The following is a 26,052-nucleotide window of genomic DNA, read 5'->3' on the forward strand; positions in this document are numbered from 1 at the left end:
ATCCTCGACCATGAACGACACGTCCGAGGAGATCGCCAGCCAGCCCGCCGTCTGGGAACGGGCCCTGCAGCGCACCGATGAGGCCCGGGACCTGCTGGCCGCCCCCGGCGAGCGGGTGCTGCTGCTGGGCTGCGGCACGTCCTGGTTCGTCGCCCAGAGCATCGCCGAGCTGCGCGAGAGCGCCGGGCTCGGCGAGACCGACGCGGTGTGCGCCTCGGAGTACCGGCCGCGGCGCCGCTACGACCGGGTCGTCGCCGTCTCGCGCTCCGGCACCTCCACCGAGGTGCTGGACGCGCTGCGCCAGGTGCCCGCCGGCAGCCACCGGGTCGCGGTCACCGCGGTGGACGGGATGCCGGTCGACGATCTGGCGGAGTCCCGGCTGCTGCTGGACTTCGCCGACGAGCGCAGCGTGGTGCAGACCCGCTTCCCCACGACCGTCCTGGCCCTGGCCCGCGCCGCGTTCGGCGAGGACCTGAGCCACCTGGCGGACCACGGGCGCGCGGCGCTCGCCGCACCCCTGCCCGCCGACCCGGCCGGCATCGAGCACCTGGTCTTCCTCGGGACGGGCTGGACCGTCGGGCTCGCCCACGAGGCGGCGCTGAAGGTCCGCGAGGCGGCTCAGGCGTACTCCGAGTCGTACCCGGCCATGGACTTCCGGCACGGACCCGTCGCCGTCGCCGGCAGCCGCAGCCTGATCTTCTCCTTCGGCGGCGTGCCCGCCGGGCTCGACGACACCGGCCGCGCGGCCGGTGCCACCACCTACCGCGACGGGCGCGACCCGCTCGCCCAGCTCGTACTCGCCCAGCGCTTCGCGCTCGCCCTGGCCGCGCACCGCGGCCTCGACCCCGACCGTCCCCGTCTGCTGACCCGCTCGGTGGTCCTGGACGCGGCCTGACGACCCATCCCTTCCCCCAGGAGATCGAGGTTCTCGAGTGATGATCACTTCCAGGCGCGGCCGGCGGACCCGGCTGCTGGCCGTGACCGGCACGGCGCTGCTGCTGGCCGCCTGCACCGGCGGCACCAAGGACGACGGCAAGGACGCGGCGGCCGGATACGACCCGGCCGCCGCCGTCACGCTCACGTGGTGGACCGGCCAGACGTCGGAGGCCGAGCAGGTCGCCGAACGGCTCGCCGCCGACTACCACGCCGCCCACCCGAACGTGACCATCAAGACCTCGGCGGGCGCCGGAACCACCGACGAGCTGCTCACCAAGCTGTCCGCCGGGTTCGCCGGCGGCAACTACCCGGACATCTCGTACGCCTTCGGCAACTGGGCCGGCGACCTCGGCGCGAGCGGGCGTACGCAGGACCTGACCTCGTACGTCAACGACCCGTCGTTCGGCTGGACCGAGATGCCCGAGGCGGCCCGCACGGTCGCCACCGCGGACGGCAAGGTGATCGGCATCCCGGCGCTCGTGGACAACCTGGCGCTCATCTACAACAAGAAGCTGTTCGACGCCAAGGGCATGCCGTACCCTGCGGACGACTGGTCCTGGGAGGACTTCCGGGCGGCGGCGAAGAAGCTCACCGACCCGGCGACCAACACGTACGGGACGGCGTACTCGGTCTCCGGCAGCGAGGACACCACCTGGCACCTGTGGCCGCTGCTCTGGCAGAACGGCGGGAAGATCCTCGACGGCAAGAAGCCCGCGTTCAACTCCGACGCCGGCGTCAAGGCGCTCGAGACGCTGCGCGTGATGGCGGTCGACGACAAGTCCATGTACCTCGACCAGACCGACGAGAAGTACGGGCCCCTGTTCAACAGCGGCCACGTCGCCATGATGCTGTCCGGCCCGTGGTCGCTGCTGGACATCAAGGCCGCCAAGCTCGACTACGGGGTCGCGTTCCTGCCCGGCGTCAACGGCGACCACCAGACCGTCTCCGGCCCCGACCTGTGGGTGCTGTTCGACCACGACGACGCCAACCGGGCCGGCGCCGCCCGCGACTTCGTCAAGTGGCTCACCAGCGCGCAGACCGACGCCAAGTGGAACCTGGCGGTCGGCAATCTGCCGCTGCGCTCCAGCGAGAAGGACACGCCGGAGTTCGCCGCGTACGTCAAGGAGTACCCCGGCGGGCAGAAGTTCTTCGACAACCTCGCCAACGCCAAGCAGGCCCGGCCCACCCTGCCCGGGTACGAGGTGATGAGCCGCAACGTCGGTGACGCCATCGCCAAGGTTCTGCAGGGCGCGCAGAGTCCCAAGGAGGCACTCGACCAGGCCGCCCAGAAGTCCGCCGGCGCGCTGGAGGACTGATGGCGCTCACGTTCGCGGCGACACCGCGTACGCATCAGGACGTCGCGCCGCCCGCGCGGGGCCGGCGCGGTCGGGCGTTGCGCCGCAACCTCACCGGCTGGGGTTTCGCCGGGCCCGCGACGCTGCTCGTGGTCGGCCTGTCGCTCTTCCCCGCCGTGTGGGCCTTCTTCATCTCGCGGACCAAATGGAACGGCATCGCGCCGGCCACCGGCATCGGGTGGCGCAACTACGAGCGGATCGTGCAGGACCCGGACGCGGCCGCGGCGGCCCAGCACACGCTCGTGCTGACCGTGCTGTTCGTGCCGGGCTCGATCCTGATGGGCATGCTCATCGCGGTCGCCCTGAACCAGCGGATCCGGCTCATCGGCTTCTACCGGACGTGCATCTTCGTGCCGTACGTGGCGTCCGCGGCGGCGACCGGCATCCTGGCGAGCTTCGTGTTCAACCCGCAGTTCGGCGCGGCGAACGAGGCGCTGCGCCGGCTCGGGCTGCCCACCCAGCAGTTCCTGGAGAACCCGGCGCAGGCCCTGCTGGTCATCTGCATCATCGCGCTGTGGGGCGAGGTCGGCTTCTGCGCCGTCGTGTACCTGGCCGCGCTGCAGGACATCCCGAAGGAGCTGGTCGAGGCGGCGGTGGTGGACGGCGCGAGCCGGTGGCGGGTGTTCCGGCACATCACCCTGCCCGAGCTGCGCCCGGTCACCGTGTTCACCGCGATCTGGCAGACCATCACGGCGATGCAGCTGTTCGACCTCATCTACACCACGACCCGCGGCGGGCCGATGAACAGCACGCAGACCGTCGTCTACTACATCTACGAGCTGGCCTTCCAGACCCAGCGGCTCGGGTACGGCGCCGCCGTCGCGTACCTGCTGTTCGCGGTCACGATGCTGCTGACCCTCGGCGTCATCTGGTACAGCCGCCGCTCCGGATCGGAGGCGTTCTGATGCGCCGGCGCCTGCCCTTCAGCCCCTGGCACCTGCTGCTCATGCCGCTCGCGCTGATCTTCGTGCTGCCGCTGGTGCAGATGGTCCTGACGTCGTTCATGACCACCCAGGAGATCAACCAGTTCCCGCCGAAGTTCATCCCGGCCAGCCTCCACGTCGAGGGCTACCGCACGCTGCTGGCCGAGTCGCACATCCTGCGCTGGTTCGGCAACACCGTGCTGGTCTCGGCGATCGCGGTGGTGTCGCACCTCGTGCTCTGCTCGCTGGCCGGCTACGGCTTCGCGCGGCTCAAGTTCGCCGGGCGGGGCATCGCGTTCCTGGCCATCGTGGCGACCGTGATGATCCCGATCCAGCTGCTGATGATCCCGACGTACCTCATGTTCGCGCGCGCCGGCATCGTCGACACCCTCGCGGCCGCGTTCGTGCCGTGGCTCGCCTCCGCGTTCGGCATCTTCCTGATGCGTCAGTTCTTCCTCGGGCTCCCCGTCGAGCTGGAGGAGGCCGCGCGGCTGGACGGGTGCAGCGCCCTGCGGACCTTCGTCAGCGTGGTGCTGCCGCTGGCCCGCCCGGCGCTGGCCACCCTGGCGGTGTTCACCCTGCTGTCCAGCTGGAACGACCTGCTGTGGCCGCTGATCGCCATCTCCGACGACACGAAGTACACGCTGCAGGTCGGGCTCGCCAGCTTCCAGGGCACCCGGCGTACGGAATGGTCGCAGCTGATGGCCGGGAACGTCATCGCGACGATGCCGCTGATCGTCGCTTTCCTCGTCGCCCAGCGGCGGTTCATCGCGACGATGACGTTCACGGGATTGAAGGGCTGAGCTCCTCCCGGGTGGCCTGGGCCGCGGTGCCGCCGGCCGCCCGGGTGCTCAGCGATCCGGCCACGGCCGCCCAGGCGATCGCCTCCGCGAGGGGCCGCCCGGCCAGGCGGGCGGCCAGGAAACCCGCGTTGAAGCTGTCGCCCGCGCCGGTGGTGTCGACCACGTCGACGGTACGGCCGGGAGCCGAGCACCCGCCGTCCGGTCCCCAGGCCCGCGCGCCCGCCGCGCCGTTCTTCATCACCACGGTCGTGCCGACGGCGGTCAGCGTGGCGGCCGCCGCGTCCAGATCGGACTCGCCGGTCACCGCGCGCAGCTCGTTGGCGTTCGGCAGGAACACGTCGGTGTACGCGAGGATGTCCGCGATCGACTCCCACTTCTCCGCCGGATCCCAGTTGGTGTCCAGCGACGTGCCGACCCCGGCGGCGCGGGCCCGGGCGAAGACGCCGGCCAGCCCGGTGGCCAGCCCGGGCTGCAGGTAGAGCGACGCGACGTGCAGGTGCCGGGTGGCCGCCAGCTGCTCGTCGGTCACGTCCTGCGGGCGCAGCGTGGGGATCGTGCCCGGCAGGGTCAGGATCGCCCGGTCCTCCTCCGCCGGCGACAGGATGACGCTGAGGCCGGTCGGCGTCCCGGGCGTGGCCTCGGCCAGCAGCAGGCGGACGCCCCGCTCCTCGAGCGCGCTGCGCGTGACTGCCCCGAACACGTCGTCGCCCAGCGCGGTCAGCAGGCCGGTCCGCAGCCCCAGCCGCGCGCACCCGGCGGCCGTGATCGCCGCAGAGCCGCCCAGGACGAGGTCGGCGCCGGTGAGCAGCTGCTCGGCCTGGCCGAAGCGGGGGCGGACGTCGCCGCGCAGCACGAGGTCCGGGTTGGCGTCCCCGACGACGAGCACGTCCATCAGCATCTCCTGTCCATATGAACAATCTGGATTGCGCACTTGCGCTTTTCGAGGCCCTGCAACGGGTCCAGAGCACCATACGCGCACAAACAGCTATTGACACTTGTTCGTTCGATCAGTTGAATCGGCCGCAGCGATCCCGCCCAGCCGGTAGCCAGTCCGGCAGCCGGGCGCCAGGGTGCTCCGGCGCCCGAGGCGGGGCGGATCGACGGTTCCGGGGGTCGAGGGCTCCATGATCGTCACGGTGACGCTGAACCCCGCGCTCGACCTCACGTACACGGTGGACGCGCTGGTGCCGCACGCCACGCACCGGGTCGCGGCGGTCGCCGAGCGGCCCGGCGGCAACGGACTCAACGTCGCCGGGGTGCTGCACACGCTGGGCGAGCCGGTGCTCGCCACCGGGCTGCTCGGCGGCGCGACCGGGCGCCGGGTCACCGAGCTGCTGGCGGCGGTGGGCGTACCGGCCTCGTTCGTGCCGATCGCGGGGGAGACCCGGCGCACCGTCGCGGTCACCGACCGGCACGATGCGACCGGCTTCTGGGAGCCCGGGCCGCCGGTCACCGCCCAGGAGTGGGAAGGCTTCCTGGATCACGTCCGCGAGCTGCTCGCCGCCGCGGACGTGCTCACGCTGAGCGGCTCACTGCCACCCGGCGTCCCGCAGGACGGGTACGCGACCCTGATCCGGCTCGCACGTGACGCGGGCGTGCCGGTCGTGCTGGACGCCAGTGGCGAGGCGCTGCGGCACGGGCTCGCCGCCGGGCCCGACCTCGCCAAGCCCAACGCCGCCGAGCTGGCCACGCTCGCACCGGACGCGCGGCCGGCCGACGTGCTCGCCCACGGCGCTCGCTCGGTGGTGGTGTCCCGCGGTCCCGAGGGCCTGCTCGCCCTCGCCGGCGACGACGCCTGGCAGGCGGCCCCGCCGGAACCCGTCAGCGGCAACCCGACCGGTGCGGGCGACGCCTGCGTGGCCGCACTCGCCCGGGGGCTGCGCGACGCCACCCCCTGGCCCGGGCTGCTCGCCGACGCCGTGGCGCTGTCCGCGGCGGCCGTCAGCGCGCCCGTCGCGGGCACCGTCGACGCGGCCGCGTACCACCGGTTGCGCCCCGCCGTCACCGTCACCGCCCTGCAGGGCTGAAGGGAGTTCCCCGTGTTCACACCGACCGGCGAGATCGTCGACGCCGCCCGGGCCGCCGGCATCGCGGTGGGCGCGTTCAACGTCATCACCGTCGAGCACGCCGAGGCCATCGTCGACGGCGCGGAACGGGCCGGGCGGCCGGTCATCCTGCAGATCAGCGAGAACGCGGTGCGTTTCCACCACGGCCGGCTCGCCCCGATCGCGGCCGCCACCCGCTGCATCGCCGACGCCTCGGCCGTCAAGGTGGCGCTGCACCTGGACCACGTGGAGAGCGACGAGCTGTTCGACCAGGCGGCAGGCTGCGGATTCGGCTCGGTCATGTACGACGCGTCGAAGCACTCCTACGATGACAACGTGGCCCGTACCGCCGCGGCCGTGCGCCGCGGGCACGCCCAGGGACTCTGGGTCGAGAGCGAGCTGGGCGAGATCGGCGGCAAGGACGGCGCCCACGCGCCCGGCGTGCGCACCGACCCCGGCGACGCGGCCGCGTACGTCGCGGCCACCGGGGTGGACGCGCTCGCGGTGGCGGTCGGCTCGTCGCACGCCATGCACACCCGCACCGCGCGGCTCGACCACGAGCTCATCGCCCGCTTGCGCGCGGCGGTGCCCGTGCCGCTCGTGCTGCACGGCTCCTCCGGCGTGCCGGACGACGAGCTGGCCGCCGCGGTCCGCGAGGGCATGGTGAAAATCAACATCGGTACGGCGTTGAACAGCGCCTTCACCACCGCGGTCCGGGAGAGCCTCGGCAGCAACGCCGCGCTGGTCGATCCGCGCCGCTATCTGGCGTCGGCGCGGGACGCGATGACGGCCACGGTCGCCTCGGCGTTGCGCCTGCTCGGGGAGCCCGTGCCGTGCCCGTGACGCTCGCCCTCGTCGGCGCCGGCCTGCGCGGGCAGACGTACGCGCGGCACGCGGTCGCGACCGGCCGGGCCCGCGTCGTCGCCGTGGCCGAGCCCGACCCGCACCGGCGGGAGCGCGTCGCCGCCGAGTTCGGGGTCGCGCCGGCGAACGTCCACACCGACTGGACCGGGCTGGCCGCGGGACCCCGGCTCGCCGACGCCGCCGTCGTCGCCACCCAGGACCAGCTGCACGTCGGCCCGGCCGTACGGCTCGCCGAGCTCGGCTACCACATCCTGCTGGAGAAGCCGATGGCGCCGACCGACGAGGAGGCGAGCGCGATCGCCGACGCCGCCGTACGCCACGGCGTGATCCTGGCCGTGTGCCATGTGCTGCGCTACACGGCGTACACGAAGCTCGTGAAGGGTCTTGTCGACGAGGGCCGCATCGGGCGGCTGATCAGCTTCGACCACCTCGAACCCGTCGGCTGGTGGCACCAGGCCCACTCGTTCGTGCGGGGGAACTGGCGGCGCACCGACACGTCCGGGCCGATGCTGCTCACTAAGAGCTGCCACGACCTCGACTGGCTCGTGCACGTGACCGGGAGCGTCCCGGCGCGGATCGCCTCCTTCGGCAGCCTCACCCACTTCCGTGCCGCCGAACGCCCCGACGGCGCCGCGGACCGCTGCCTGGACTGCCCGGTCGAGCCGGACTGCCCGTACTCGGCGAAGCGGCTCTACTTCGCCGCGCTCGCCGACCCGGACCAGCACTTCTGGCCGCTCGGCGCGGTCACCGCCGAGCCCACCGAACGGGCCCTGACCGAGGCGCTGCGCACCGGCCCGTACGGCCGCTGCGTCTACGCCTGCGACAACGACGTGGTCGACCACCAGGTCGTCACCATGGAGTACGCCGACGGCGCGACCGGCACCTTCACCATGAGCGCGTTCACCCCGGCGGAGCACCGGCGGACCCGGCTGATGGGCACCCACGGATACCTCGAGGGCGACGGCCGTACGGTCCGCCACGTCGACTTCCGCACCGGCCGCGAGCAGACCATCGACTCGGCGGCGCTGGGCGGCCCGTCCGCGGCCGGCGGGCACGGCGGCGGCGACGAAGGGCTGACCGAGGCGTTCCTCGCTGCGGTCGAGGCCGGCGACCCGTCGCTGATCACGTCGGACGCCGTGCAGAGCCTGGCCAGCCACCGCGTCGTCTGGGCGGCCGAACGCGCCCGCCTGAGCGGCGGCATCGTCACCCTCGCTGCACCTGGCCGGTAGGGTCTGTTCATGAGAACGGCGACCCGCCGGTTCGCCCTGTGGCGGGCGGACCTCGAGGACGCGGTGTGCGCCGCCCCGGAGGAGTGCGTCGAGGCGCTGCAGGACCACGACGTCGTGCCGGTGGTGCTCGACTACCGCGAGCACGGTCTCACGCCCGTCCGGCACTCCTTCGAGACCACGCTGCGGCAGGACGTCGAGTGGCAGTTCGCCGGAGTGGCCTGGCCGGCGGACCTGCGTCCCGGTGTGCTGGTCACCGTGACGTGGCAGGCGGCCCGCGACGAGGTCGTCGTGCGAGCGACGGCGCTCGACGAGCCGATGAGCGTCGACGGGGTCGCCTACTTCCACGAGTACGACCCGAAGGTCGTCACCCGCGAGATCGCGCCGGACAAGTCCAACCGGGGCCAGGTGCTGCGGGCCGTACGCCGTCAGGGCCGGGTCTTCGACGACGGCAGCGCGGTGCTGCCCGAGTCCGAGCTGGCCGGTCACTGCGGGCTGGGTCGCGGCGCCCGGGGTACGTTCCTGCTGCGCAACGCCGTCGACCAGTTGATCCGCGAGGGCTATCTGACCCGGGTCGAGGGCAGCGTCACCTCGGCCGGCTACCCGTCGTACCCGGCGGTCGAGGGGCAGAAGAGCGCGGACATGCTGTTCTACGCGCCGCTGGTGGAGCCGGCCCCGTGGCCGGGGGAGGACGAGGACGGCGAGGGCGCCGACCGCGCCGAGCACCTGGTCCACGGGTTCGTCCGCAAGCTGCCGCCCGGCGCGCGGCCGTCGGAGCGGCAGGTCACGCTGCACGAGCGGGCGGTCGAGGAGGAACAGATCGAGCCCAGCCCGCTCGCGCCGGGCTACACGTACGTGAAGAAGCACCACCGCCACGGCTGATCCCCGGCCGATGTCACATCCCGGCCGCCGCCGGTGTCTGCATGTCAACGCAGATCACCTCGAGGAGCAGAGATGAGCGGTACGAGGATCCCCCAAGCGGACGTGAGCGGCGTCTACGGTGCGGTGGTGAAGCGGATCTCGCGCAAGATGTTCGGCGCGGTCCCGGAGCCCGTCGGCGTCCTGTGGCACAACCGGAAGGTGCTCGACTTCAGCTTCCGGGTGGGCCGCTCGGCGCAGAAGTGGGACCGGTGCGACGCGAACCTGAAGTCGTACGCCCACATGGCCGTCGCGAGCCTCGTGGGCTGCAGCTTCTGCCTCGACCTCGGCTACTTCGCGGCCCACAACGAGGGGCTGGACGTCGCCAAGGCCCGTGAGGTGCCGCGCTGGCGCGAGTCGGACGTCTTCACGCCCCTGGAGCGGGACGTCATGGCGTACGCCGAGGCGATGACGCAGACCCCGCCGGCCGTGACCGACGAGATGTCGGCGCGGCTGCTGGCGGCGCTGGGCCCGGCCGCGCTGGTGGAGCTCACGGCGTACGTCGCGGTCGCCAACTTCATGACCCGGTCGAACACCGCGCTCGGCGTGGAGTCGCAGGAGTTCTCGGCGTCCTGCGACCTGCCGCCGCTGGCCGTACCGTCGCGTTCATGAGCGGCGACCCGTTCGTCGTCCACCGTAGCCTGCTGTTCACCGTCGCGTACGAGATGCTCGGCTCGGCCGCCGACGCCGAGGACGTCGTGCAGGAGACCTGGCTGCGGTGGGCCGGCGTGGACCGCGCCGGGGTCCGCGACGAGCGCGCGTACCTGGTGCGCGTGGTGACCCGGCAGGCGCTCAACCGGCTCCGCACGGTCGCCCGCCGCCGCGAGGAGTACGTCGGGGAGTGGCTGCCCGAGCCGTTGCTGACCACACCCGACGTCGCGGAGGACGCCGAGCTGGCGGAGAACGTCTCCATCGCGATGCTGACCGTGCTGGAGACCCTCGGCCCGGCCGAGCGCGCGGTGTTCGTGCTGCGCGAGGTCTTCGACACACCGTTCGACGAGATCGCCGAGGCGCTCGGCAAGTCACCCGCCGCGGTCCGGCAGATCGCGCACCGCGCCCGCGAGCACGTGGCGGCGCGGCGGCCGCGGATGCGGGTGGACCGCGCCGAGCAGCAGGCGGTCGTCGACCGGTTCATGACGGCCGTCGCCACGGGCGACGTCCGAGGGCTGATGGACGTGCTCGCCCCGGACGTCGTGGTGACGGCCGACGGCGGCGGCCTGGTCGCGGCGGCCCGCAAGCCGATCGTCGGGGCCGGCAAGGCGGCGGCCTTCCTGGCGTCCGTCGCCCGGGTGCCCGGTTTCCGGCTGAGCGCCGTCTGGCTCAACGGGACGCCCGGCGTCCGCTTCGACGTGGCCGGCGAGACGACCGCGGCGAGCGTGGTGGTCGCGGACGGCCGGATCACCCACGTGTACGCGATCCGCAACCCCCGCAAGCTCGGCCGGCTGGAGCACCCGGCCGAGCTGCGGCGCTGAGTGGGCCTATTCCCGGCGCGGAGGGATCGTGAGGACGGCCACATTACGATACGAGTCCGTTCCGTATCGGCTTCCGGCGGCCTAGGGTCGCTCTTGGATACGGAACTGTGCCGTATCGAATCTCCGACAGCCTCACGGGAGAGCACCCATGGACGTTCCGCACACCGGGCATCCACGGCGCTGGGCCATTCTCGGCGTCCTCGTCATCAGCCTGCTCGTCGTCGTCCTCGACAACACCGTCCTGAACGTCGCCCTGCGCACCATCGCGGACCCGAAGGCCGGCCTCGGCGCCAGCCAGGGCCAGCTCGAGTGGGCCATCAACTCGTACACGCTCGTCTTCGCCGGCCTGCTGTTCACCGCCGGCATCCTCGCCGACCGGCTCGGCCGGCGGATCACTCTCACCGTCGGGCTCGCGCTCTTCGGACTGGCCTCGCTGCTGTCGGCGTACGCGGGGAGCGCCGACCAGCTGATCGGGGCGCGCGCCCTGATGGGCCTGGGCGCCGCCGCGGTCATGCCGGCCACGCTGAGCATCATCGCCAACGTCTTCGAGCCGCACGAGCGCGGCCGCGCCATCGGGGTCTGGGCCGGCGCCGTGGGCCTGGCCGTGGCCATCGGCCCGATCGTCGGCGGCCTGCTGCTCGAGCACTTCTGGTGGGGTTCGGTCTTCCTCATCAACGTGCCCGTCGTCATCGCCGGGGTCGTGCTGGTCAGCGTGCTCGTGCCCGAGTCGCGCGACCCGAGGCCCGGCCGCATCGACATCATCGGCGTACTGCTGTCCATCCTCGGCCTGAGCCTGCTGACGTACGGCGTCATCGAGGGCGGCGAGAACGGCTTCGGCCGGCCCGAGTCGTGGGGTTCGCTGGCCGGCGCGGCCGTCGTGCTCGCGGCGTTCATCGCGTACGAGCGGCGCATCCCGTTCCCGTCGCTGGACGTACGGCTGTTCACGAACCGCCAGTTCTCCGCCTCCACCGGCATGATCGGCCTGGTGTTCTTCGCGGCCATGGGCATGATGTTCTTCAGCGCGTTCTACCTGCAGCTGGTCCGCGGGTACGGCCCGCTCGCCTCGGGCGCGCTGTTCGTGCCGTTCGCGGTCGCGCAGATGGTCTTCGCGCCCCGCAGCGCCGCGATGGTCAAGCGGTTCGGCCCCAAGGTGGTGGGCTCCGCCGGTCTGCTGCTGGTCGCGGCGTCGCTCGCCGGGTGGCTCGCGATCGATGCGACGACCCCGATCTGGATCGTCGGCGCGCTGTTCTTCGTGATGGGCGTCGGCATGGCCAACGTCATGCCGCCGGCCACCGAGTCGATCATGGCCTCGCTGCCCCGCGAGAAGGCGGGTGTCGGCTCGGCCGTCAGCAACACCATCCGCCAGGTCGGCGGCGCGCTCGGCGTCGCCGCGCTCGGTGCCGTGCTGTCGTCGGCGTACCGCGACGGCATGACCGATGCGACGGCGAGCCTGCCGGCCGCCGCGCGCGACGTCGCGAACGAGTCCATCTCCGGGGCGTACGGGGTGGCCGCCCAGGCGGGTCCGGGCGCCCCGGAGCTCATCCGGACCGCCAACGACTCGTTCATCTCCGCCATGCACTACGCCTCGCTCGGCACGACGCTGTTCGCCCTGCTCGGCGTGCTCGTCGCGGTGCTGTGGCTGCCCGGCAGGCGGCCCGCCGAGGCCCCGGTGCCCAGCACGGCCGAGTCCCTCGCCGAGGAACAGGGCGTGGAACTGGTCGAGGCGTGACGACCCTCGTGGCCGTACGGTGAAGGCTCGGCAACAATGGAGCGCATGACGACGGTCAGCGTTGACGCGGGATCCGGTCCGGGCCGCAAGGCACCGGGCCGGCCCCGCGATGCCCGAGCCGACGAGGCGATCCTCGAGGCGGTGACGGCCCTGCTCGCCGAGGGGCAGAGCGCCGACGCCATCTCCATCGAGGCGGTGGCGGCGAAGGCAGGCGTGGGCAAGGCGACCATCTATCGCCGGTGGGCCAACAAGGTCGCGCTGCTCACCGACGCGGTGGCCCGCATGAAGGGCCCGCTGCCGGAGCCGGAGGGCAAGTCGGCGCGCGACGACCTCGTCATGCTGGTCAAGCAGGGTCGCGCCAAGCGCATGGAGCGGTACAGCAAGGTCACGGCCTGCCTGCTGCCGGAGATGGTGCGCAGCGCCGAGATGCAGGCGGTCTACCAGGCGGCCACCGAGCCGCGCCGTGAGGTGATGCGTCAGGTGCTGCGGCGCGGGATCGAGACCGGTGAGCTGCGCGCGGACCTGGACATCGAGCTGACCCTGCTGATGATCTCGGGGCCGAGCATCGCGCAGAACATGCTGAACTGGAACCCCAACGTTCCCGAGGACGGCTACGCCGAGAAGCTGGTCGACGCCCTGTTGCGGGGCGCGGCGGCCTGACCGGCGGCCGCGTCAGGATCCGGCGAACGGGCCGCGCAGGGCGGCCCACTGCAGCAGCATCACGGTCTTGGCGTCGGCGATGCGGCCGTCGTACATCATCTCCACGGCCTCGGCGAACGGCAGCTCGACCACCCCGATGTCCTCGCCCTCGGCGGCCAGCCCGCCGCCGGAGGTGGTCCGGCTCTCCGGCGTGTACGGCGCTGCGTAGAAGTGCAGCCGCTCCGTGACCGATCCCGGGCTCATGTAGACGTCGAAGACGTGCTCGAGCTCGCCGACGACGACCCCGAGCTCCTCACCGGCCTCCCGGCGGATCGCCGTCTCCGGGTCGTCGTCGTCCAGCAGGCCGGCCGCGGTCTCCAGCAGCATGCCGTCGGGGTGGCCGTTGACGTACACGGGGTAGCGGAACTGGCGGGCCAGCAGCACGGTGCCGCGGCCGCGGTCGTAGAGCAGGATCGTCGCGCCGTTGCCGCGGTCGTACGTCTCCCGGTTCTCGGTGGTCCAGGTGCCGTCGGCGTGGCGGTAGTCGTACGTCGTGCGGCGCAGCACGTGCCAGCCGCTGGCCAGCAGCTGCACGTCGCGCACCACCACGTCGGGGTTGCCGGTGAGGTCGCGGCCCGCCTGGTCGAGGCCGGTGCGGCCGCGGTGGTCGGGGACGTCGACGCCGGGCCTCGGCAAGATCGTCGAATCCATGCGCCGAGAATAACGTCCGGAACCGCCCGATGTTAACTGACTTCCGGTGCCGGCGCGATTGCGCCGTGAATTTTCTCCGGCGAATTCGTCGAATCAGGCAACGCCGACGGGCGCGGCTCGCGTCAAGAGGACAAAGCCGAGCTGAAACGAGGCGTCGATGCCATCCACCATGCACCAGGAAATGCGCAGCGGGTACGAGCCGCTGACGCCCGCGCAGCGCACCGAATTCCTCGAGCGCGGGGTCGTTCTCGTCCGCGGCGCGCTGGACGAGGACCGCCGGCGACGCCTCGAGACGGCGGTCGACCGCGTGTACGCCGAGGAGCAGGCCGCCGGCCGGGTCAAGGACGACGGCGTGCTGCACCTGCTGGGCTTCCTGCCCCGCGACGAGGAGTTCGGCGAGCTGCTCACGGCGCCGGCGGTGTTCCCGTACATCTGGGGCATCGCCGGCTGGAACATCTACAGCCACCACAACCACCTGGACGTGACGCCGCCGGCGCGGGCGCAGGAGCCACCGTCGTGGGGCTGGCACCAGGACGGTTACCGGCAGAACTCCGATCCCGAGACGCTCGACCCGGCCCTGCCGCGGCCGATGTTCTCGCTCAAGGTCGGTTACGTGCTCTCCGACCTGTCGCGCACCGGCCGCGGCGCGACCAAGGTCATCCCGGGCAGCCACCTGCGCAACACGCTGGAGCGGCCCGCCGGCCCGGCCGCCGGCCACCCCGACCCGCTGGGCGCGGTCGAGATCACCGCCGAGCCGGGCGACGCGTTCGTCTTCGACCGCCGGCTGTGGCATTCCCGCTCGGTGAACACCAGCGGCGTGACCCGCAAAATACTGTTCGTCGGATATACGTACCGGTGGATCCGGCCGCTCGACGACATGCCGGTGGATCGGGGGAGCGCTTGGTGGAACAACCGCACTCCGGTGCAACGCCAATTACTCGGTGAGGCCCCCGGCACGATTAATTACTGGGGCGTGAAATGGGACGGATACGTCGACGAGGACATTCCGCTGCGCCGCGAATTGCGCGAACGCGGACTGCTCGATCGATCGGTGCCGTGGCTGCGCTGACGGGACGGCGCGCGGTCAGCGGGCGAGCAGGGCGCGCAGGGCCTTGACCACCTCCGCCGGGGCCTCCTCGGCCATGAAGTGCCCGCAGGTCACCAGGGCGTGCTGCAGGTCCGGCGCCCAGGCCCGCCACACGGCGGCGGCGTCGTAGCCGAGGGCGGCGCCCCAGTCCTGCTGCAGCACCGACACCGGCATCGCGAACGTCCGCCCGGCGTTCCGGTCGGCGCGGTCGTGCTCGATGTCGATGCCCGCCGAGGCCCGGTAGTCCGCGACGATCGAGGGCACGGCAGCCCGCGACGCCGCCAGGTACGCCGAGCGCACCCCCGGAGGCAGGGCGGCCGGGTCCTTGGTCCACACGTCGACGAAGTAGCCGAAGAACGCGTCGGCGGCTCCGGCGATCATGGCCTCCGGCAGGCCGGGCGGCTGGGCCATCAGGTACAGGTGGAACGCCACCGACGCGGAGACGCCGTGCAGCACGTCCCACATGTCCAGGGTCGGGACGATGTCCAGCAGTGCCAGGTGGGAGACCGCGTCCGGGTGGTCCAGGCCGGCGCGGAAGGCGACCAGCGCGCCCCGGTCGTGCCCGGCGAGCGCGAACCGGTCGTGGCCCAGCGCACGGGCAAGGGCCACGATGTCGGCGGCCATCGTGCGCTTCGCGTACGCCGTACCGCCGGGGTCCCCGGGTTTGCTGCTGTTGCCGTATCCCCGCAGGTCGGGGCAGATGACGGTGTGGTCCGCGGCGAGATCGGCCGCGACGTGCCGCCACATCAGGTGGGTCTGCGGGAAGCCGTGCAGGAGCACGATCGGCGTGCCGCTGCCGGCGACCGCGGTGTGCAGGGTGACGCCCTCGGCGACCGGGACGTCCTGGTAGTCGAATCCGGTGATGCTGTCCATGCCGCCCAGCGTGGCGGGCGCCGATGAGCACGGGATCAGCGCCGGATGAGTGCCGGCCGCCGCCTACGATGGGTGGCCATGACCGGCCGGGTGACGACGTTCCGGGTGCTCGGGCCGATCGGCGCCGACGCCGCGGGTGAGCCGGTCGCGCTCGGCGGCGCCCGGCAGCGCGCCGTGCTGGCCCGGCTGCTCGTGGCCCGCGGCCGCGTCGTGCCGGTGGACCGGCTCGTCGGGGATCTGTGGGAGACGCCGCCCGACGGCGCCGTCGCTGCCATCCGGACGTTCGTCGCCGATCTGCGCCGCGTGCTGGAGCCGGACCGGGCCCCGCGGCGGCCCGCCGACATCCTCGTCACGGCGCCACCCGGGTACGCGGTGCACGCCGCCCCGGACGCGGTGGACGCCTGGCGCTTCGAGGCGGCGGTGGCCCGGACCGGCGACCCGGCGCGGGAGGCCCTGGCCCGGCTCGACGAGGCCCTCGCGCTGTGGCGCGGACCCGCGTACGCCGAGTACGACGCCGAGCCGTGGGCCCGCGCGGAGATCGACCGCCTGAACGAGCTGCGGCTGCTCGCGGTCGAACGACGGGCGGAGGCTCTGATCGAGCTCGGGCGCGCGGCCGAGGCGGTGTCCGACCTGCAGGCACACACCGCGCAGGCGCCGCTGCGCGAGGACGCGTGGCACCTGCTGGCCACCGCGCTGTACCGGTCCGGCCGGCAGGGCGAAGCGCTCGCGGCGCTGCGCCGGGCGCGGGACGTGCTGGTCGGGGAGCTCGGCGTCGACCCGGGGCCGCGGCTGCGCCGGCTGGAGTCGGACATCCTGGCCCAGGCGCCGCATCTGGAGTCACCCGCGTCCGTGCCGCCGCCGGCGGCCGGACGTGTCTTCGTGGGGCGGCAGGACGAGCTGGCGCTTCTCGAAGCGGCCGCGGGCCGGGCCGCCGGTGGTGACGAGCCCGTGGTCGCACTGATCTCGGGGGAGCCGGGCGCCGGCAAGAGCGCGCTGGCCGAGACGCTGGCCGGGCGGCTCGCCGGGCAGGGGTGGGTGGTGCTGTGGGGACGTGGACCGGAGGACGACGGCGTCCCGGTCGCGTGGCCGTGGACGCCGGACACCGCGCCGGGACCCGGCGAGGACCCGGCCGCCGTGCGGTTCCGGCGCCGGCGGGAGGCCGTCGCCCGGATCGCCGCCGCCGCGGGCCGCTCACCCGTGCTGCTGGTCGCCGACGACCTGCACCGGGCCGACGCCGACAGCCTCGATCTGCTCACCGGCCTGGTCGCCGGGCCCGGGCGGGCGATGCTGCTGGGGACGTACCGGGCCACGGAGATCGGTCCGGCGCTGACGGCGGCGCTGGCGCGGCTGGCGCGTACCGAGCCGGTGCGGGTCTACCTCGGTGGCCTCGGCGAGCTGGAGGTCGCCGAGCTGGTGGCCGGGGTGCTCGGCCGGCCCGCCGGCGCGGGCGTCGCCCGTACGGTCCACCGGCGCAGCGGCGGCAACCCGTTCTTCTCCCGCGAGCTCGCCCGTCTGCACGCCGACGGAGCCGCGCTGGACGACATCCCCGCGGGCGTCCGCGACGTCATCCGGCACCGGCTCGCCCGGCTGCCCGAACGGACCCGCGACGTGCTCCGGCAGGCGTCCGTGCTGGGCCGCGACGTCGACCCCGAGGTGCTCGGCGTCCTGGCCGGCGACGTGGTGGACGCGCTGGACGACGCCCTGGCCGCGGGCTTCCTCACCGAGGACGGGCCACGCCTGCGGTTCGCGCACATCCTCGTGCGGGACACCGTCTACGGCGACCTGTCGGCCGTTCGCCGCGCCCACTGGCACGCGGCGGCCGGGGCGGCGATCGAACGCCTGGCGCCCGGCGACGCCGCCGTCCTCGCCCACCACTTCGGGCTCGCCGGGAGCCGGGCCGCCCTGCCGAAGGCCGCGCGGTACGCCCGGACGGCCGCGGAGGAGGCGGAGCGCCGCAGCAACCCGCACGAGGCCGCCCGGCTGTGGCGGCAAGCCCTGCGGGCCGCTGCCGGCGACCTGCCGGCGCGGCTGATCGCGCTCGCCGGCCTGGGGCGCAATCTCGCGGTCACCGGTCACCTGGCCGAGACACGGGCGCTGCGCGCCGAAGCGATCGCCGCGGTCACGGCCTCCGGCGACCCCGGCCTGACCGCGTCCGTCCTGACCGGCTTCGACGTGCCGGCCATCTGGCCGCGCAACGACGACCAGGAGCTGGCCGGCCGCGTCGTCGGCGCCGCGGAGCGCCTCCTGCCGGGATCGCCCCCGGCACTGCGCAGCCGGCTGTTGTCCACGCTCGCCCTCGAGCTGCGCGGGGACACCGGCGACCGGGGCCGCCGGGCCGCCGCGGAGGCCGAGGAGATCGCCCGGGGGCTCGACGATCCGGGGCTGCTCGCGCTGGCGCTGAACGCGCGGTTCATGCACGCGTTCGCCCGTACCGGGACGGCGGGGGAGCGGGACCGGATCGGCGCGGAGATCGTCGAGCTGGCCGCGAAGCACGATCTGGTGACGGTGGAGGTGCTCGGGCGTCTCATCCGGCTGCAGGCGGCGTGCGCGCGGGGCGAGTTCGACGCCGCCGACGGGCACGCGGCCGCCGCCGACCGGCTCGCCGGCCGCTACGAGCTGCCCGTGGTGGGCGTGTTCACCGAGCTGTACGCCGCCCTCCGGCTCGCGGTGGCCGGGCGTCCGGCCGAGGAGGCGTACCGCACGGCGTGCGCGCGGCTGGCGGGCAGCGGCATGCCGGGGATGAGCGACGGCCTGCTCGGTCTCGCGCTGCTGTCGATCGGGCGCGACGGCGGGGACGTGGGCCCGTACGAGCCGTGGGTGCGGCCGGGACGGCTGCTCGCCGCGGGGCGGCGGGACGAGGCGGCTCAGGCCGTACGGGCTCTGCCGGCGTCGCCGCACGACCTGCTCCGGGAAGCCCGGCTGTGCCTCGCCGCGCGGGCCGTGGCGGAGCTGGGGGACCGGGAGGCGGCCGAGCGGCTGTACGGCGAACTGCTGCCCGCCGCCGGTGAACTGGCCGGGGCGGGCAGCGGCGTCGTCTCGTTCGGCACCGTGCGCGAGCACCTCGCGGCGCTCCGGAAGCTGCTTTAGAGCACCGTGTCGTCCAGATCGGCGAGCAGCGTGTCGCCGCCGGCGAGCAGGTCCAGCCAGGGGCCCGTACGCGGAAGCTCGTGCGTGAAGAAGAACCGGGCCGCGAGCCGTTTGCCGTCGTAGAACGACCCCTGTTTGCCAGCGGCGGCGATCGCCTGCTCGAGCCACATCCAGGCGATGACGATGTGCCCGGCGGCGTCCAGGTACGTCGTCGCGTTGGCCAGCGCCTTATCCGGGTCGCCGGTGGCCCACAGCCTCCGCGTCACCTCGGCGAGCCGGGTGCACGCCGCGTCGAGGGCCGACGCCGCCCCGGCGAGCTCCTCCGGTGCCCGGGCGGTCGTCTCGCCGATGGTCCGCAGCAGCAGGGCCAGGCCCGCGCCGCCCTGCATGACCACCTTGCGGCCCAGCAGATCGAGCGCCTGGATGCCGTCCGTGCCCTCGTGGATCGGGTTGAGCCGGTTGTCGCGGTAGAACTGCTCGACCGGGTATTCGCGGGTGTAGCCGTAGCCGCCGTGCACCTGGATCGCGTGGTCGTTGGCCTTGAGGCACCACTGCGACGGCCAGGCCTTGACGATGGGCGTGAGCACGTCCAGCAGCAGCGGGGCGTCGGGATCCTCGCTGTCGAGCAGGGCCGCCGCGTACAGGACGAGGGCCAGGCCGCCCTCCACGTACGACTTCGAGGCCAGCAGCATCCGGCGGACGTCCGGGTGGCGGATGATGGGCACCGGCGGCGCGGCCGGGTCCTTGCCGGCGACCGGGCGGCCCTGCAGCCGTTCCCGGGCGTACGCGAGCGCGTGCAGGTAGCCGGTGTAGCCGAGGGCGACCGCGCCGGTGCCCACCCCGATCCGTGCCTCGTTCATCATGTGGAACATGTACGCGAGCCCGCGCCCCTCCTCGCCGACCAGATAGCCGACCGCGCCGGGCGCCCCCTGCGGCTCGTACGTGCCGTCGCCGAAGGAGAGCACGGCGTTGGTGGTGCCGCGGAAGCCCATCTTGTGGTTCAGCCCGGCCAGCACCACGTCGTTGCGTTCCCCGGGCGAGCCGTCCGGTCCCAGCAGGTGCTTCGGCACGATGAACAGCGACAGCCCCTTGACCCCGGGCGGCGCGCCCTGCACGCGGGCCAGCACGAGGTGCACGATCGTCTCGCTGAGCTCGTGGTCGCCCGCCGAGATCCACATCTTGCTGCCGTGCAGCCGGTACACGCCGTCGCCGGCCGGCACGGCCCGGGTCGTCACGTCGCTCAGCGACGACCCCGCCTGCGGCTCGGACAGGCACATCGTGCCGGTGAACCGGCCCTCCAGCATCGGCCGGACGAAGGCGTCGACATGCTCCTTCCTCGCGTACGTCAGCAGCAGGTTGGCGTTGGCCATGGTGAGCATCGGGTACGCCGACGTGGCGATGTTCGCGGCCTGGAACCAGGCGAAGCAGGCGCGCAGGACGGCATGCGGAAGCTGCAGCCCGCCCATCTCCTCGTCGAGCGCCCCGGCCAGCAGCCCCGAGTCGTTGAACGCCTTCAGCGCGGCCCTCACCTCGGGGATCACGGTCACCCGCCCGCCGTCGAACGTGGGCTCGTGCAGGTCGCCGGCCCGGTTGTGCGAGGCGAACTCCCGCTCGGCGATCTGCGCGGAGACCTCGAGCATCGCGTCGAAGGTCTCCCGGGAGTGCTCGGCGAACCGGGGACGGCGGGTGAGCGCCTCCACGTCCAGCCACTCGTAGAGCAGGAACTCGAGGTCGCGCGGCGACAGGATCCGAGACATCCCCCGATTCTGCCCCGGATCGCCGCGTGACCCGGGTTGCCGGTCGGCGAATGGCCCCTGAGCTGCGGCCGGGCGCTCTACGGTGAGCCGGTGAACGAGCTGTTCGTGGACGTCTGGGACGCGCTCGGCGACCGCGAACGGTCGCTGCTGCTCGAGCAGCGGCACACCGTGCCGGTGCCACCGGAGGTCGCCGCGGTGCTCGTCCGGGTCGGCTTGGCGCTCGAGGCACAGCCGGCGCTGTTCCCGGCTCCCGTGCACTGGCCGGCCGGGTTCGTCGACTTCCTCGACGACGTGGCGGCGGTGCGGGACGACGACGAGGAATGTGAATAGCGGCGGTAGCCAGCGCGTAATGGAAAGTCTATGCCGTGGGAGGTCGAGCGGGGGAGCTGCCCCGGGTACGCGGGCATCGTGCTCGAGGACTCGGCGGTGGCGTTGTGGTGGAAGGGCGTCGTTCCCCCGTCGATGCGGCGGGCCGTCGCGAACGCTTCTCGCACTGCGCCCGTACTTGTGAAAAGCGCCGCCCACTCCGTGAGCGAGTTGCGGGCGGCCGCGGCCGCCGTCCGGGCGGGCAGCCCCGGCCTGCCGATCCAGGCGATCAAGCTGACCCGGGTGACAGCGGCGGCCCCGTCTACTCGATCTCGGGCAGCGGCAAGATCGTCGCCAAGGGGACCGGGACGCGGACCGCGGGCGCCCGGCTCGGCTTCCAGGACTACGGCACGGCCTGGCGCGACTTCGGCATCACGCCGGCCACCCGCTGACGGGTTCCGGGGCCGCGACGCATGCGGCCCCCGGAACCGGCTTGGCATCGCGGCGCTGATCGTCGAAGGTGAGATCATGACGAGCGAACACGTGGTGGGGCACAACGGCATGTGGGCGCCCCCCGGGGCCGATCCGCGGGTGGCGGGCAAGCCGGTCGGCGAGCTGGCCACCATCCGGGAGTACCTCACCCACTACCGGCTCACCCTGGGGCTGAAGTGCGAGGATCTGTCGGCGGAGCAGCTTGCGGCCCGGTCGGTGCCGCCGTCCACGATGAGCCTGCTCGGCCTGGTCCGCCACCTGGCCCGGGTGGAGCACATCTGGTTCGAGCTGTGCCTCAAGGGGAACCGCGACGCTGTCCCGCCGTACTGGTCGGCCGACCGCAAGGACGTCGACTTCGACGGCGCGGCCGGTGACCCGGCGGTGGTCGAGGAGGCGTTCGCGACCTGGAGGGAGCGGATCGCCGCAGCCGACCGATGGCTGGACGAGGGGCCCGACCTCGGTGCCACGGTGCTGACCCGGCACGGCGAGGAGACCACCGTGCGCGACGTGCTCATCCACATGGTCGAGGAGTACGCCCGCCACTGCGGCCACGCCGATCTGCTCCGCGAGTGCATCGACGGCCGCACGGGGCAGTGACGTAGGACACAATGGATGATCGGTTGACACGTGGTCATGTCATAGACATTTACTGATTTAATGATCGCGTGATCGCGTCCTCAGTGGAGGGTCACGTGCCGGTCACGTCCCTCGTCACCCATGTCACCGATCAGCTGACCCGGTTGTGCCGGGTGACCGGGGCGGACCCGGTGATGTCGGCGCAGCTCGTCGCCGACCTGCTCGGCCCGGCCGGCCCCCGGCCGCTCGACGCCGGCCCCGCCTGGCCCTCCGACATCGCCGACGACCACACCCCCGTCGAGTTCTCCGTCGCCTTCCACCGCCACAGCCGGCCCACGCTGCGCATTCTCGCCGAGGCCGCGGTGGCCGACCTGAGCCGCCCGGCCGACCTCTCGTCCGCGCTCGCCTTCCTGCACCGGCAGACCCGCCGGCACCGGCTGACCACGGCGCGGCTCGACCGGGTGCTCGACCTGTTCACCACCGAGCGCCCGCAGGGCGTCTTCGGCATGTGGCACTCGCTGATCCTGCGCCGCACCCCGGAGTTCAAGGTGTACCTGAACCCCGAGATCCGCGGGGTGGCCGACGCCGACGCACTGGTCACCGAGGCCCTCGGGCGGCTCGGGGCCGCGCCGGCGCACCGGGCCGTCCGGCTGCGCGGGCTGCGGCCCGGCGAGCTCGGCGCCGCCGACCGGTTCACGTTCTTCGCGCTCGACCTGCACGACGCCGACAGCGCCCGGATCAAGCTCTACGTCTCCCAGCACGACGCCGACCTGGCCGACGTGGCCCGCGCCGCGGCGATGGTCCCCGGCGTCGACACCGGCACCGTCACGAGCTTCTGCCGGCAGGCCGCCGGGCCCGGCCCGTACACCGGCCGCCCGATCATCAGCAGCTACACGTATGCGGCCGGCGCGGACCGGCCGATCGGATACAGCGTGTACGTACCGATCCGCAGCTACGTCACCGACGACGCGCAGGCCCGCGACCGGATCCGCGGGCTGATGGACCGGCACGGCTTCGACCCCGAGCAGCTCGGCCCCGCGATGGCGGCCGTCACCTCGCGGCCCCTCGACGAGGGCGCCGGCCTGCTCGCCCACGTGTCGTTGCGGCTCGGGCCGCCGCGACCCGGCGTCACCGTCTACCTGTCGTCGGAGGCGTATTCCGTGAGCGCCCCGCAACCGCAGCGGGTTCCGGCCCGGTAGGAGGAACGCCATGACCGAAGAGATGTCCCCGTTGCTGCCGCCGTGGCGGATCAAGGTCGTCGAACCGATCCCGTTCCTCACCGCCCAGGAGCGCCGCGAGGCGTACGCCGCCGCCGGGCACAATCCGTTCAACCTGCGGGCCGACCAGATCACCGTGGACCTGCTCAGCGACTCGGGCACCGGGGCGACCTCGGCGGAGCAGGAGGCCGCGGCGGCCCGTGGCGACGAGTCGTACGCCGGCGCCCGCTCGTGGTTCCGCTTCCGCGACGAGGTCCGCGACCTGACCGGCTATCCGTACGTCCTGCCGGTGCACCAGGGGCGTGCCGCGGAGCGCATCGTGTTCTCCGCGCTGCTCAAGCCCGGGCAGATCTGCGTCAGCAACACCCACTTCGACACCACGCACGCCAACGTGGAGCTGGCCGGCGCGCACACCCTCGACCTGCCCTGCCCGCAGGCGTTCGACCTGGACAGCGACGAGCCGTTCAAGGGCGACATCGACCTGCGCGCGCTCGTGGACACCCTCGGCGGTCCGGACGGCGACCGGGTCGGCCTGGTGCTCATGACGATCACCAACAACGGCCTCGGCGCGCAGCCGGTGTCCATGGCCAACCTCGAGGCCGTCGCCGCGCTCTGCCGCCGGTACGGGGTCCCGTTCCTGCTGGATGCCGCACGCTTCGCCGAGAACGCCTGGCTCGTCCGGGAACGCGAGGACGGCTACGGAGACTGGACGCCCCGGCAGATCGCCACCCGCGCGTTCCAGCTCGCCGACGGCTGCCTCGTCAGCCTCAAGAAGGACGGGCTGGCCCCGGTCGGCGGCCTCATCGGGCTGCGCAGCGCCGAGCTCTTCGCCGTGTGCGAGGCCAACCTCATCGCCACCGAGGGCTTCTCCACGTACGGCGGTCTCGCCGGCCACGACCTGGAACGCATCGCCCAGGGCCTGCGCGAGGTCGTCGACGTGCACTACCTGCGCTCGCGGGCCGCGTCGACCGCACGCCTGGCCGCGCTCATCAACGAGGCCGGCGTCGACACCGTACGCCCGGCCGGCGTCCACGCCCTCTACCTCAACGCCGGCCGGCTCCTGCCGCACCTGGAGCCGGCCCAGTTCCCCGGCCACTCACTGGCCAGTGAGCTCTATCTTCGCGGGGGCATCCGCTGCGCCGAACTGGGGTCGCTGTATCTCGGGGCGATGGACGAGGAGCATCGGCTGGTGCAGCCGGCGCCGTTCGAGCTCGTGCGGCTGGCCATCCCGCGACGGGTGTACACCGACGCCCATCTCGACTACGTCGCCGCGACCCTGGCCCGGATCGCGAAGGATCCGGAGCGGGTGCGGGGCTACCGCATCGTGTCGGCGCCGGCCCTGCTGCGGCATTTCAAGGTACGGCTGGAGCCGGTGGCTTAGCGCCGGCGCGGGCTTTCCTCGGGCGCCGGTTCGAGCTTCGCCCCGCGTGCCGGCGTGGACTCCCCGCCCGCGCCGGCACGCCCCGGCGGCGCTGCCGAGGGCGTCGGCGCGGGCGGGGCAGCTCATGGTCCGGCAGGGGCCGGCAGCTTGGCGAGCACGTGCTGCAGCAGACCGATCAGCACCTCCACCGCCGAACCCCGCCGGCGCGCGTCGCAGCGCGCCAGCGGGACCTCCCCGTTGAGCTGCAGCGCCGCGCGGATCTCGTCGTCGGTGTACGAGCACTCGCCGAAGAAGGTGTTCACCGCCACGACGAACGGGATGCCGCGCCGCTCGAAGTAGTCGATGGAGGCGAAGCTCGCCGGCAGCCGCCGCGTGTCGACCAGCACCACCGCGCCGACGCAGCCCTGGGCCAGCTCGTCCCACATGAACCAGAACCGGTCCTGCCCGGGCGTGCCGAACAGGTAGAGCACCACCTCGCTGTTGATCGTGATGCGGCCGAAGTCCAGCGCGACCGTGGTCTGGTGCTTCTCCTCGAGGCCGGCGAGGTCGTCCACGCCGACGCTGGCCTCGGTCATCACCTCCTCGGTGGTCAACGGCGGGATCTCGCTGACGGAGCCGACCATGGTCGTCTTGCCGGCGCCGAAACCCCCGGCGATGACGACCTTGACGGATGTGCGTTCCATTGGTGTCGTGTCCTTGAGGTCAGAGCCGCTGGAGGCCGCAGAGCAGCGTCTCCAGCAGGGCACGGTCGTAGACGGTCTGCTGCGCGGCGGAGCCCAGGGCCAGGTAGTCCTGCTCGAGCAGGATGTCGACGAGCACCTTCACCACCGTCAGCGGCCGTCCCAGATAGGCGGAGATCTCCGCGATGGACATCCACTCCCGGCACTGCCGGAGGATCTGCTGGTACTCCGGCTCGAGCACGGTCGTGTCGGCCGGCAGCGCGACGACCTGGGTGGCCAGGTCCAGCGCCGCGTTGCGCGGCGTGGTCCGGCCGTTCACCAGCACGTACAGCGGCACCAGCCGGTCCGACTCGTCCCGGGCCTCCCCGGGCTCCCGGCCGGCCATCAGCGTGCGGCGTGCCCGTTGAGCGGCGCGCCGTCGCGCCTCTGCGCCCCGAGGTACTGCCCGATTCGGGTGACCAGGCGGCCCATCTCGTACGCGACCGTGCCCATGTCCACGTCCTCGCCGCCGAGCACGGCCAGCCGGGCGTTCTCCCCGGCGGAGGCGATGAACAGCGTCCGGTCCTGGAACTCCACGATGATCTGGTCCACCGGGCCGCTGGCGAACCGGCGGCCCACGCCCGCACCGACGCTGTAGAGCGACGACGCGGCGGCGGCGAGGACCTCGGCGGCGTCCCGGTCCAGCGACGCGGACTTCTGCACGACCAGCCCGTCGGTCGACAGCACGAGCGCGTGCAGCACCTGGTTGACGGCGGTGAGCTCGTCGAGCATCCAGGTGAGGTCGTTGTGCGGGGTCGGTTCCATGGCTCTTCCTGTCCTCGTGGGTTGTGCTGCGGGGAGGGGTTCTCGTGCTGCGGCCGGTGGGCCTTGTCCGGCCGGCGGTGGGCCTTGTCCGGCCGGCGGTGGGCCTTGTCCGGCCGGCGGTGGGCCTTGTCCGGCCGGCGGTGGGCCTTGTCCGGCCGGCGGTGGGCCTTA

General features: G+C 73.1%; 25 protein-coding genes. 18 read left to right on the plus strand and 7 right to left on the minus strand.

Annotation, left to right across the window (positions count from 1 at the left end):
- The first annotated feature begins 10 nt into the window (after positions 1–10).
- From AB0K03_RS05610 to AB0K03_RS05625, 4 genes are read left to right on the plus strand one after another with little or no spacing between them, the layout of a single operon-like run.
- A complete protein-coding gene (locus AB0K03_RS05610) occupies positions 11–895 on the plus strand; it encodes a sugar isomerase (RefSeq protein ID WP_364680931.1) in 885 nt (294 codons plus the stop codon).
- A 40-nt stretch (positions 896–935) separates the two neighbouring features.
- Positions 936–2,252, plus strand: a complete 1,317-nt coding sequence (locus tag AB0K03_RS05615; protein ID WP_364680934.1) for an ABC transporter substrate-binding protein — start codon at positions 936–938, stop codon at positions 2,250–2,252.
- Positions 2,252–3,196 (plus strand): sugar ABC transporter permease, encoded by a 945-nt coding sequence (locus AB0K03_RS05620; RefSeq protein ID WP_364680937.1) that lies wholly within the window; start codon positions 2,252–2,254, stop codon positions 3,194–3,196. Before AB0K03_RS05615 ends, AB0K03_RS05620 begins: the two co-directional genes overlap by 1 nt.
- On the plus strand, positions 3,196–4,017 hold the full coding sequence (locus tag AB0K03_RS05625) for a carbohydrate ABC transporter permease (protein WP_364680939.1): 822 nt from the start codon (positions 3,196–3,198) through the stop codon (positions 4,015–4,017). Before AB0K03_RS05620 ends, AB0K03_RS05625 begins: the two co-directional genes overlap by 1 nt.
- On the opposite strand, the gene AB0K03_RS05630 is transcribed toward AB0K03_RS05625, so the two are convergent.
- Complete coding sequence (locus tag AB0K03_RS05630) at positions 3,998–4,909, minus strand: carbohydrate kinase family protein (RefSeq protein WP_364680942.1); 912 nt, start codon at positions 4,907–4,909, stop codon at positions 3,998–4,000. The two genes, AB0K03_RS05625 and AB0K03_RS05630, sit on opposite strands and share 20 nt — an antisense overlap.
- 232 nt (positions 4,910–5,141) lie before the next feature.
- Here AB0K03_RS05630 and AB0K03_RS05635 point away from each other — a divergent pair, with 232 nt between their 5' ends.
- The 8 genes from AB0K03_RS05635 (at position 5,142) to AB0K03_RS05670 (ending at position 12,931) form a co-directional block, all read left to right on the plus strand.
- Positions 5,142–6,044 carry a 1-phosphofructokinase family hexose kinase gene (locus AB0K03_RS05635; protein ID WP_364680945.1) on the plus strand — a complete coding sequence of 301 codons (903 nt, stop codon included), beginning with the start codon at positions 5,142–5,144 and terminating at the stop codon, positions 6,042–6,044.
- 12 nt (positions 6,045–6,056) lie between these two features.
- Complete coding sequence (locus AB0K03_RS05640; protein ID WP_364680948.1) at positions 6,057–6,905, plus strand: class II fructose-bisphosphate aldolase; 849 nt, start codon at positions 6,057–6,059, stop codon at positions 6,903–6,905.
- The gene (locus tag AB0K03_RS05645; protein ID WP_364680950.1) at positions 6,896–8,155 is read left to right on the plus strand and encodes a Gfo/Idh/MocA family oxidoreductase; all 1,260 of its coding nucleotides are present in this window, start codon (positions 6,896–6,898) and stop codon (positions 8,153–8,155) included. The genes AB0K03_RS05640 and AB0K03_RS05645 overlap by 10 nt, the downstream gene beginning before the upstream one ends.
- A 9-nt stretch (positions 8,156–8,164) precedes the next feature.
- Positions 8,165–9,034, plus strand: a complete 870-nt coding sequence (locus tag AB0K03_RS05650) for a hypothetical protein (protein WP_364680952.1) — start codon at positions 8,165–8,167, stop codon at positions 9,032–9,034.
- 72 nt (positions 9,035–9,106) lie between these two features.
- Positions 9,107–9,682: a carboxymuconolactone decarboxylase family protein gene (locus tag AB0K03_RS05655; protein WP_364680954.1), complete on the plus strand. Its 576-nt coding sequence runs from the start codon at positions 9,107–9,109 to the stop codon at positions 9,680–9,682.
- Positions 9,679–10,542 carry an RNA polymerase sigma-70 factor gene (locus tag AB0K03_RS05660; protein ID WP_364680957.1) on the plus strand — a complete coding sequence of 288 codons (864 nt, stop codon included), beginning with the start codon at positions 9,679–9,681 and terminating at the stop codon, positions 10,540–10,542. Before AB0K03_RS05655 ends, AB0K03_RS05660 begins: the two co-directional genes overlap by 4 nt.
- A 148-nt stretch (positions 10,543–10,690) precedes the next feature.
- The gene (locus AB0K03_RS05665; protein ID WP_364680960.1) at positions 10,691–12,271 is read left to right on the plus strand and encodes an MFS transporter; all 1,581 of its coding nucleotides are present in this window, start codon (positions 10,691–10,693) and stop codon (positions 12,269–12,271) included.
- 36 nt (positions 12,272–12,307) lie between these two features.
- The gene (locus AB0K03_RS05670; protein ID WP_364680963.1) at positions 12,308–12,931 is read left to right on the plus strand and encodes a TetR/AcrR family transcriptional regulator; all 624 of its coding nucleotides are present in this window, start codon (positions 12,308–12,310) and stop codon (positions 12,929–12,931) included.
- Between the two features lie 12 nt (positions 12,932–12,943).
- On the opposite strand, the gene AB0K03_RS05675 is transcribed toward AB0K03_RS05670, so the two are convergent.
- On the minus strand, positions 12,944–13,621 hold the full coding sequence (locus AB0K03_RS05675; protein ID WP_364680966.1) for an NUDIX domain-containing protein: 678 nt from the start codon (positions 13,619–13,621) through the stop codon (positions 12,944–12,946).
- 157 nt (positions 13,622–13,778) lie between these two features.
- On the opposite strand from AB0K03_RS05675, the gene AB0K03_RS05680 reads away from it, so the two are divergent.
- A complete protein-coding gene (locus AB0K03_RS05680; RefSeq protein ID WP_364680968.1) occupies positions 13,779–14,690 on the plus strand; it encodes a phytanoyl-CoA dioxygenase family protein in 912 nt (303 codons plus the stop codon).
- Between the two features lie 15 nt (positions 14,691–14,705).
- Here AB0K03_RS05680 and AB0K03_RS05685 read toward each other — a convergent pair whose 3' ends face one another.
- Positions 14,706–15,581 carry an alpha/beta hydrolase gene (locus tag AB0K03_RS05685; protein ID WP_364680971.1) on the minus strand — a complete coding sequence of 292 codons (876 nt, stop codon included), beginning with the start codon at positions 15,579–15,581 and terminating at the stop codon, positions 14,706–14,708.
- Between the two features lie 78 nt (positions 15,582–15,659).
- Between AB0K03_RS05685 and AB0K03_RS05690 the strand changes: the two genes are divergently transcribed.
- Positions 15,660–18,668: a BTAD domain-containing putative transcriptional regulator gene (locus AB0K03_RS05690; protein ID WP_364680974.1), complete on the plus strand. Its 3,009-nt coding sequence runs from the start codon at positions 15,660–15,662 to the stop codon at positions 18,666–18,668.
- Here the strand turns inward: AB0K03_RS05690 and AB0K03_RS05695 are convergent.
- The gene (locus tag AB0K03_RS05695; RefSeq protein ID WP_364680977.1) at positions 18,665–20,425 is read right to left on the minus strand and encodes an acyl-CoA dehydrogenase; all 1,761 of its coding nucleotides are present in this window, start codon (positions 20,423–20,425) and stop codon (positions 18,665–18,667) included. The two genes, AB0K03_RS05690 and AB0K03_RS05695, sit on opposite strands and share 4 nt — an antisense overlap.
- Positions 20,426–20,515: 90 nt before the next feature.
- Here AB0K03_RS05695 and AB0K03_RS05700 point away from each other — a divergent pair, with 90 nt between their 5' ends.
- From AB0K03_RS05700 to AB0K03_RS05715, 4 genes are all read left to right on the plus strand, one after another.
- A complete protein-coding gene (locus AB0K03_RS05700; RefSeq protein WP_364680980.1) occupies positions 20,516–20,755 on the plus strand; it encodes a hypothetical protein in 240 nt (79 codons plus the stop codon).
- A 504-nt stretch (positions 20,756–21,259) separates the two neighbouring features.
- Positions 21,260–21,820, plus strand: a complete 561-nt coding sequence (locus AB0K03_RS05705) for a DinB family protein (RefSeq protein WP_364680983.1) — start codon at positions 21,260–21,262, stop codon at positions 21,818–21,820.
- 68 nt (positions 21,821–21,888) lie between these two features.
- The gene (locus AB0K03_RS05710; protein WP_364680985.1) at positions 21,889–22,998 is read left to right on the plus strand and encodes a tryptophan dimethylallyltransferase family protein; all 1,110 of its coding nucleotides are present in this window, start codon (positions 21,889–21,891) and stop codon (positions 22,996–22,998) included.
- 10 nt (positions 22,999–23,008) lie between these two features.
- Positions 23,009–24,397 carry a tryptophanase gene (locus AB0K03_RS05715; protein WP_364680988.1) on the plus strand — a complete coding sequence of 463 codons (1,389 nt, stop codon included), beginning with the start codon at positions 23,009–23,011 and terminating at the stop codon, positions 24,395–24,397.
- A 122-nt stretch (positions 24,398–24,519) separates the two neighbouring features.
- Here AB0K03_RS05715 and AB0K03_RS05720 read toward each other — a convergent pair whose 3' ends face one another.
- The 3 genes from AB0K03_RS05720 to AB0K03_RS05730 are packed head-to-tail and all read right to left on the minus strand — an operon-like array spanning position 24,520 to position 25,881.
- Entirely contained in the window at positions 24,520–25,080 is a 561-nt protein-coding gene (locus tag AB0K03_RS05720) for an ATP/GTP-binding protein (RefSeq protein WP_364680989.1), read from the minus strand.
- 19 nt (positions 25,081–25,099) lie between these two features.
- The gene (locus AB0K03_RS05725) at positions 25,100–25,462 is read right to left on the minus strand and encodes a DUF742 domain-containing protein (protein ID WP_364680991.1); all 363 of its coding nucleotides are present in this window, start codon (positions 25,460–25,462) and stop codon (positions 25,100–25,102) included.
- Complete coding sequence (locus tag AB0K03_RS05730; RefSeq protein WP_364680994.1) at positions 25,462–25,881, minus strand: roadblock/LC7 domain-containing protein; 420 nt, start codon at positions 25,879–25,881, stop codon at positions 25,462–25,464. The genes AB0K03_RS05725 and AB0K03_RS05730 overlap by 1 nt, the downstream gene beginning before the upstream one ends.
- Positions 25,882–26,052: the final 171 nt, after the last annotated feature.

It is taken from the genome of Actinoplanes sp. NPDC049316 (assembly GCF_040677315.1).
Lineage (GTDB): Bacteria > Actinomycetota > Actinomycetes > Mycobacteriales > Micromonosporaceae > Actinoplanes.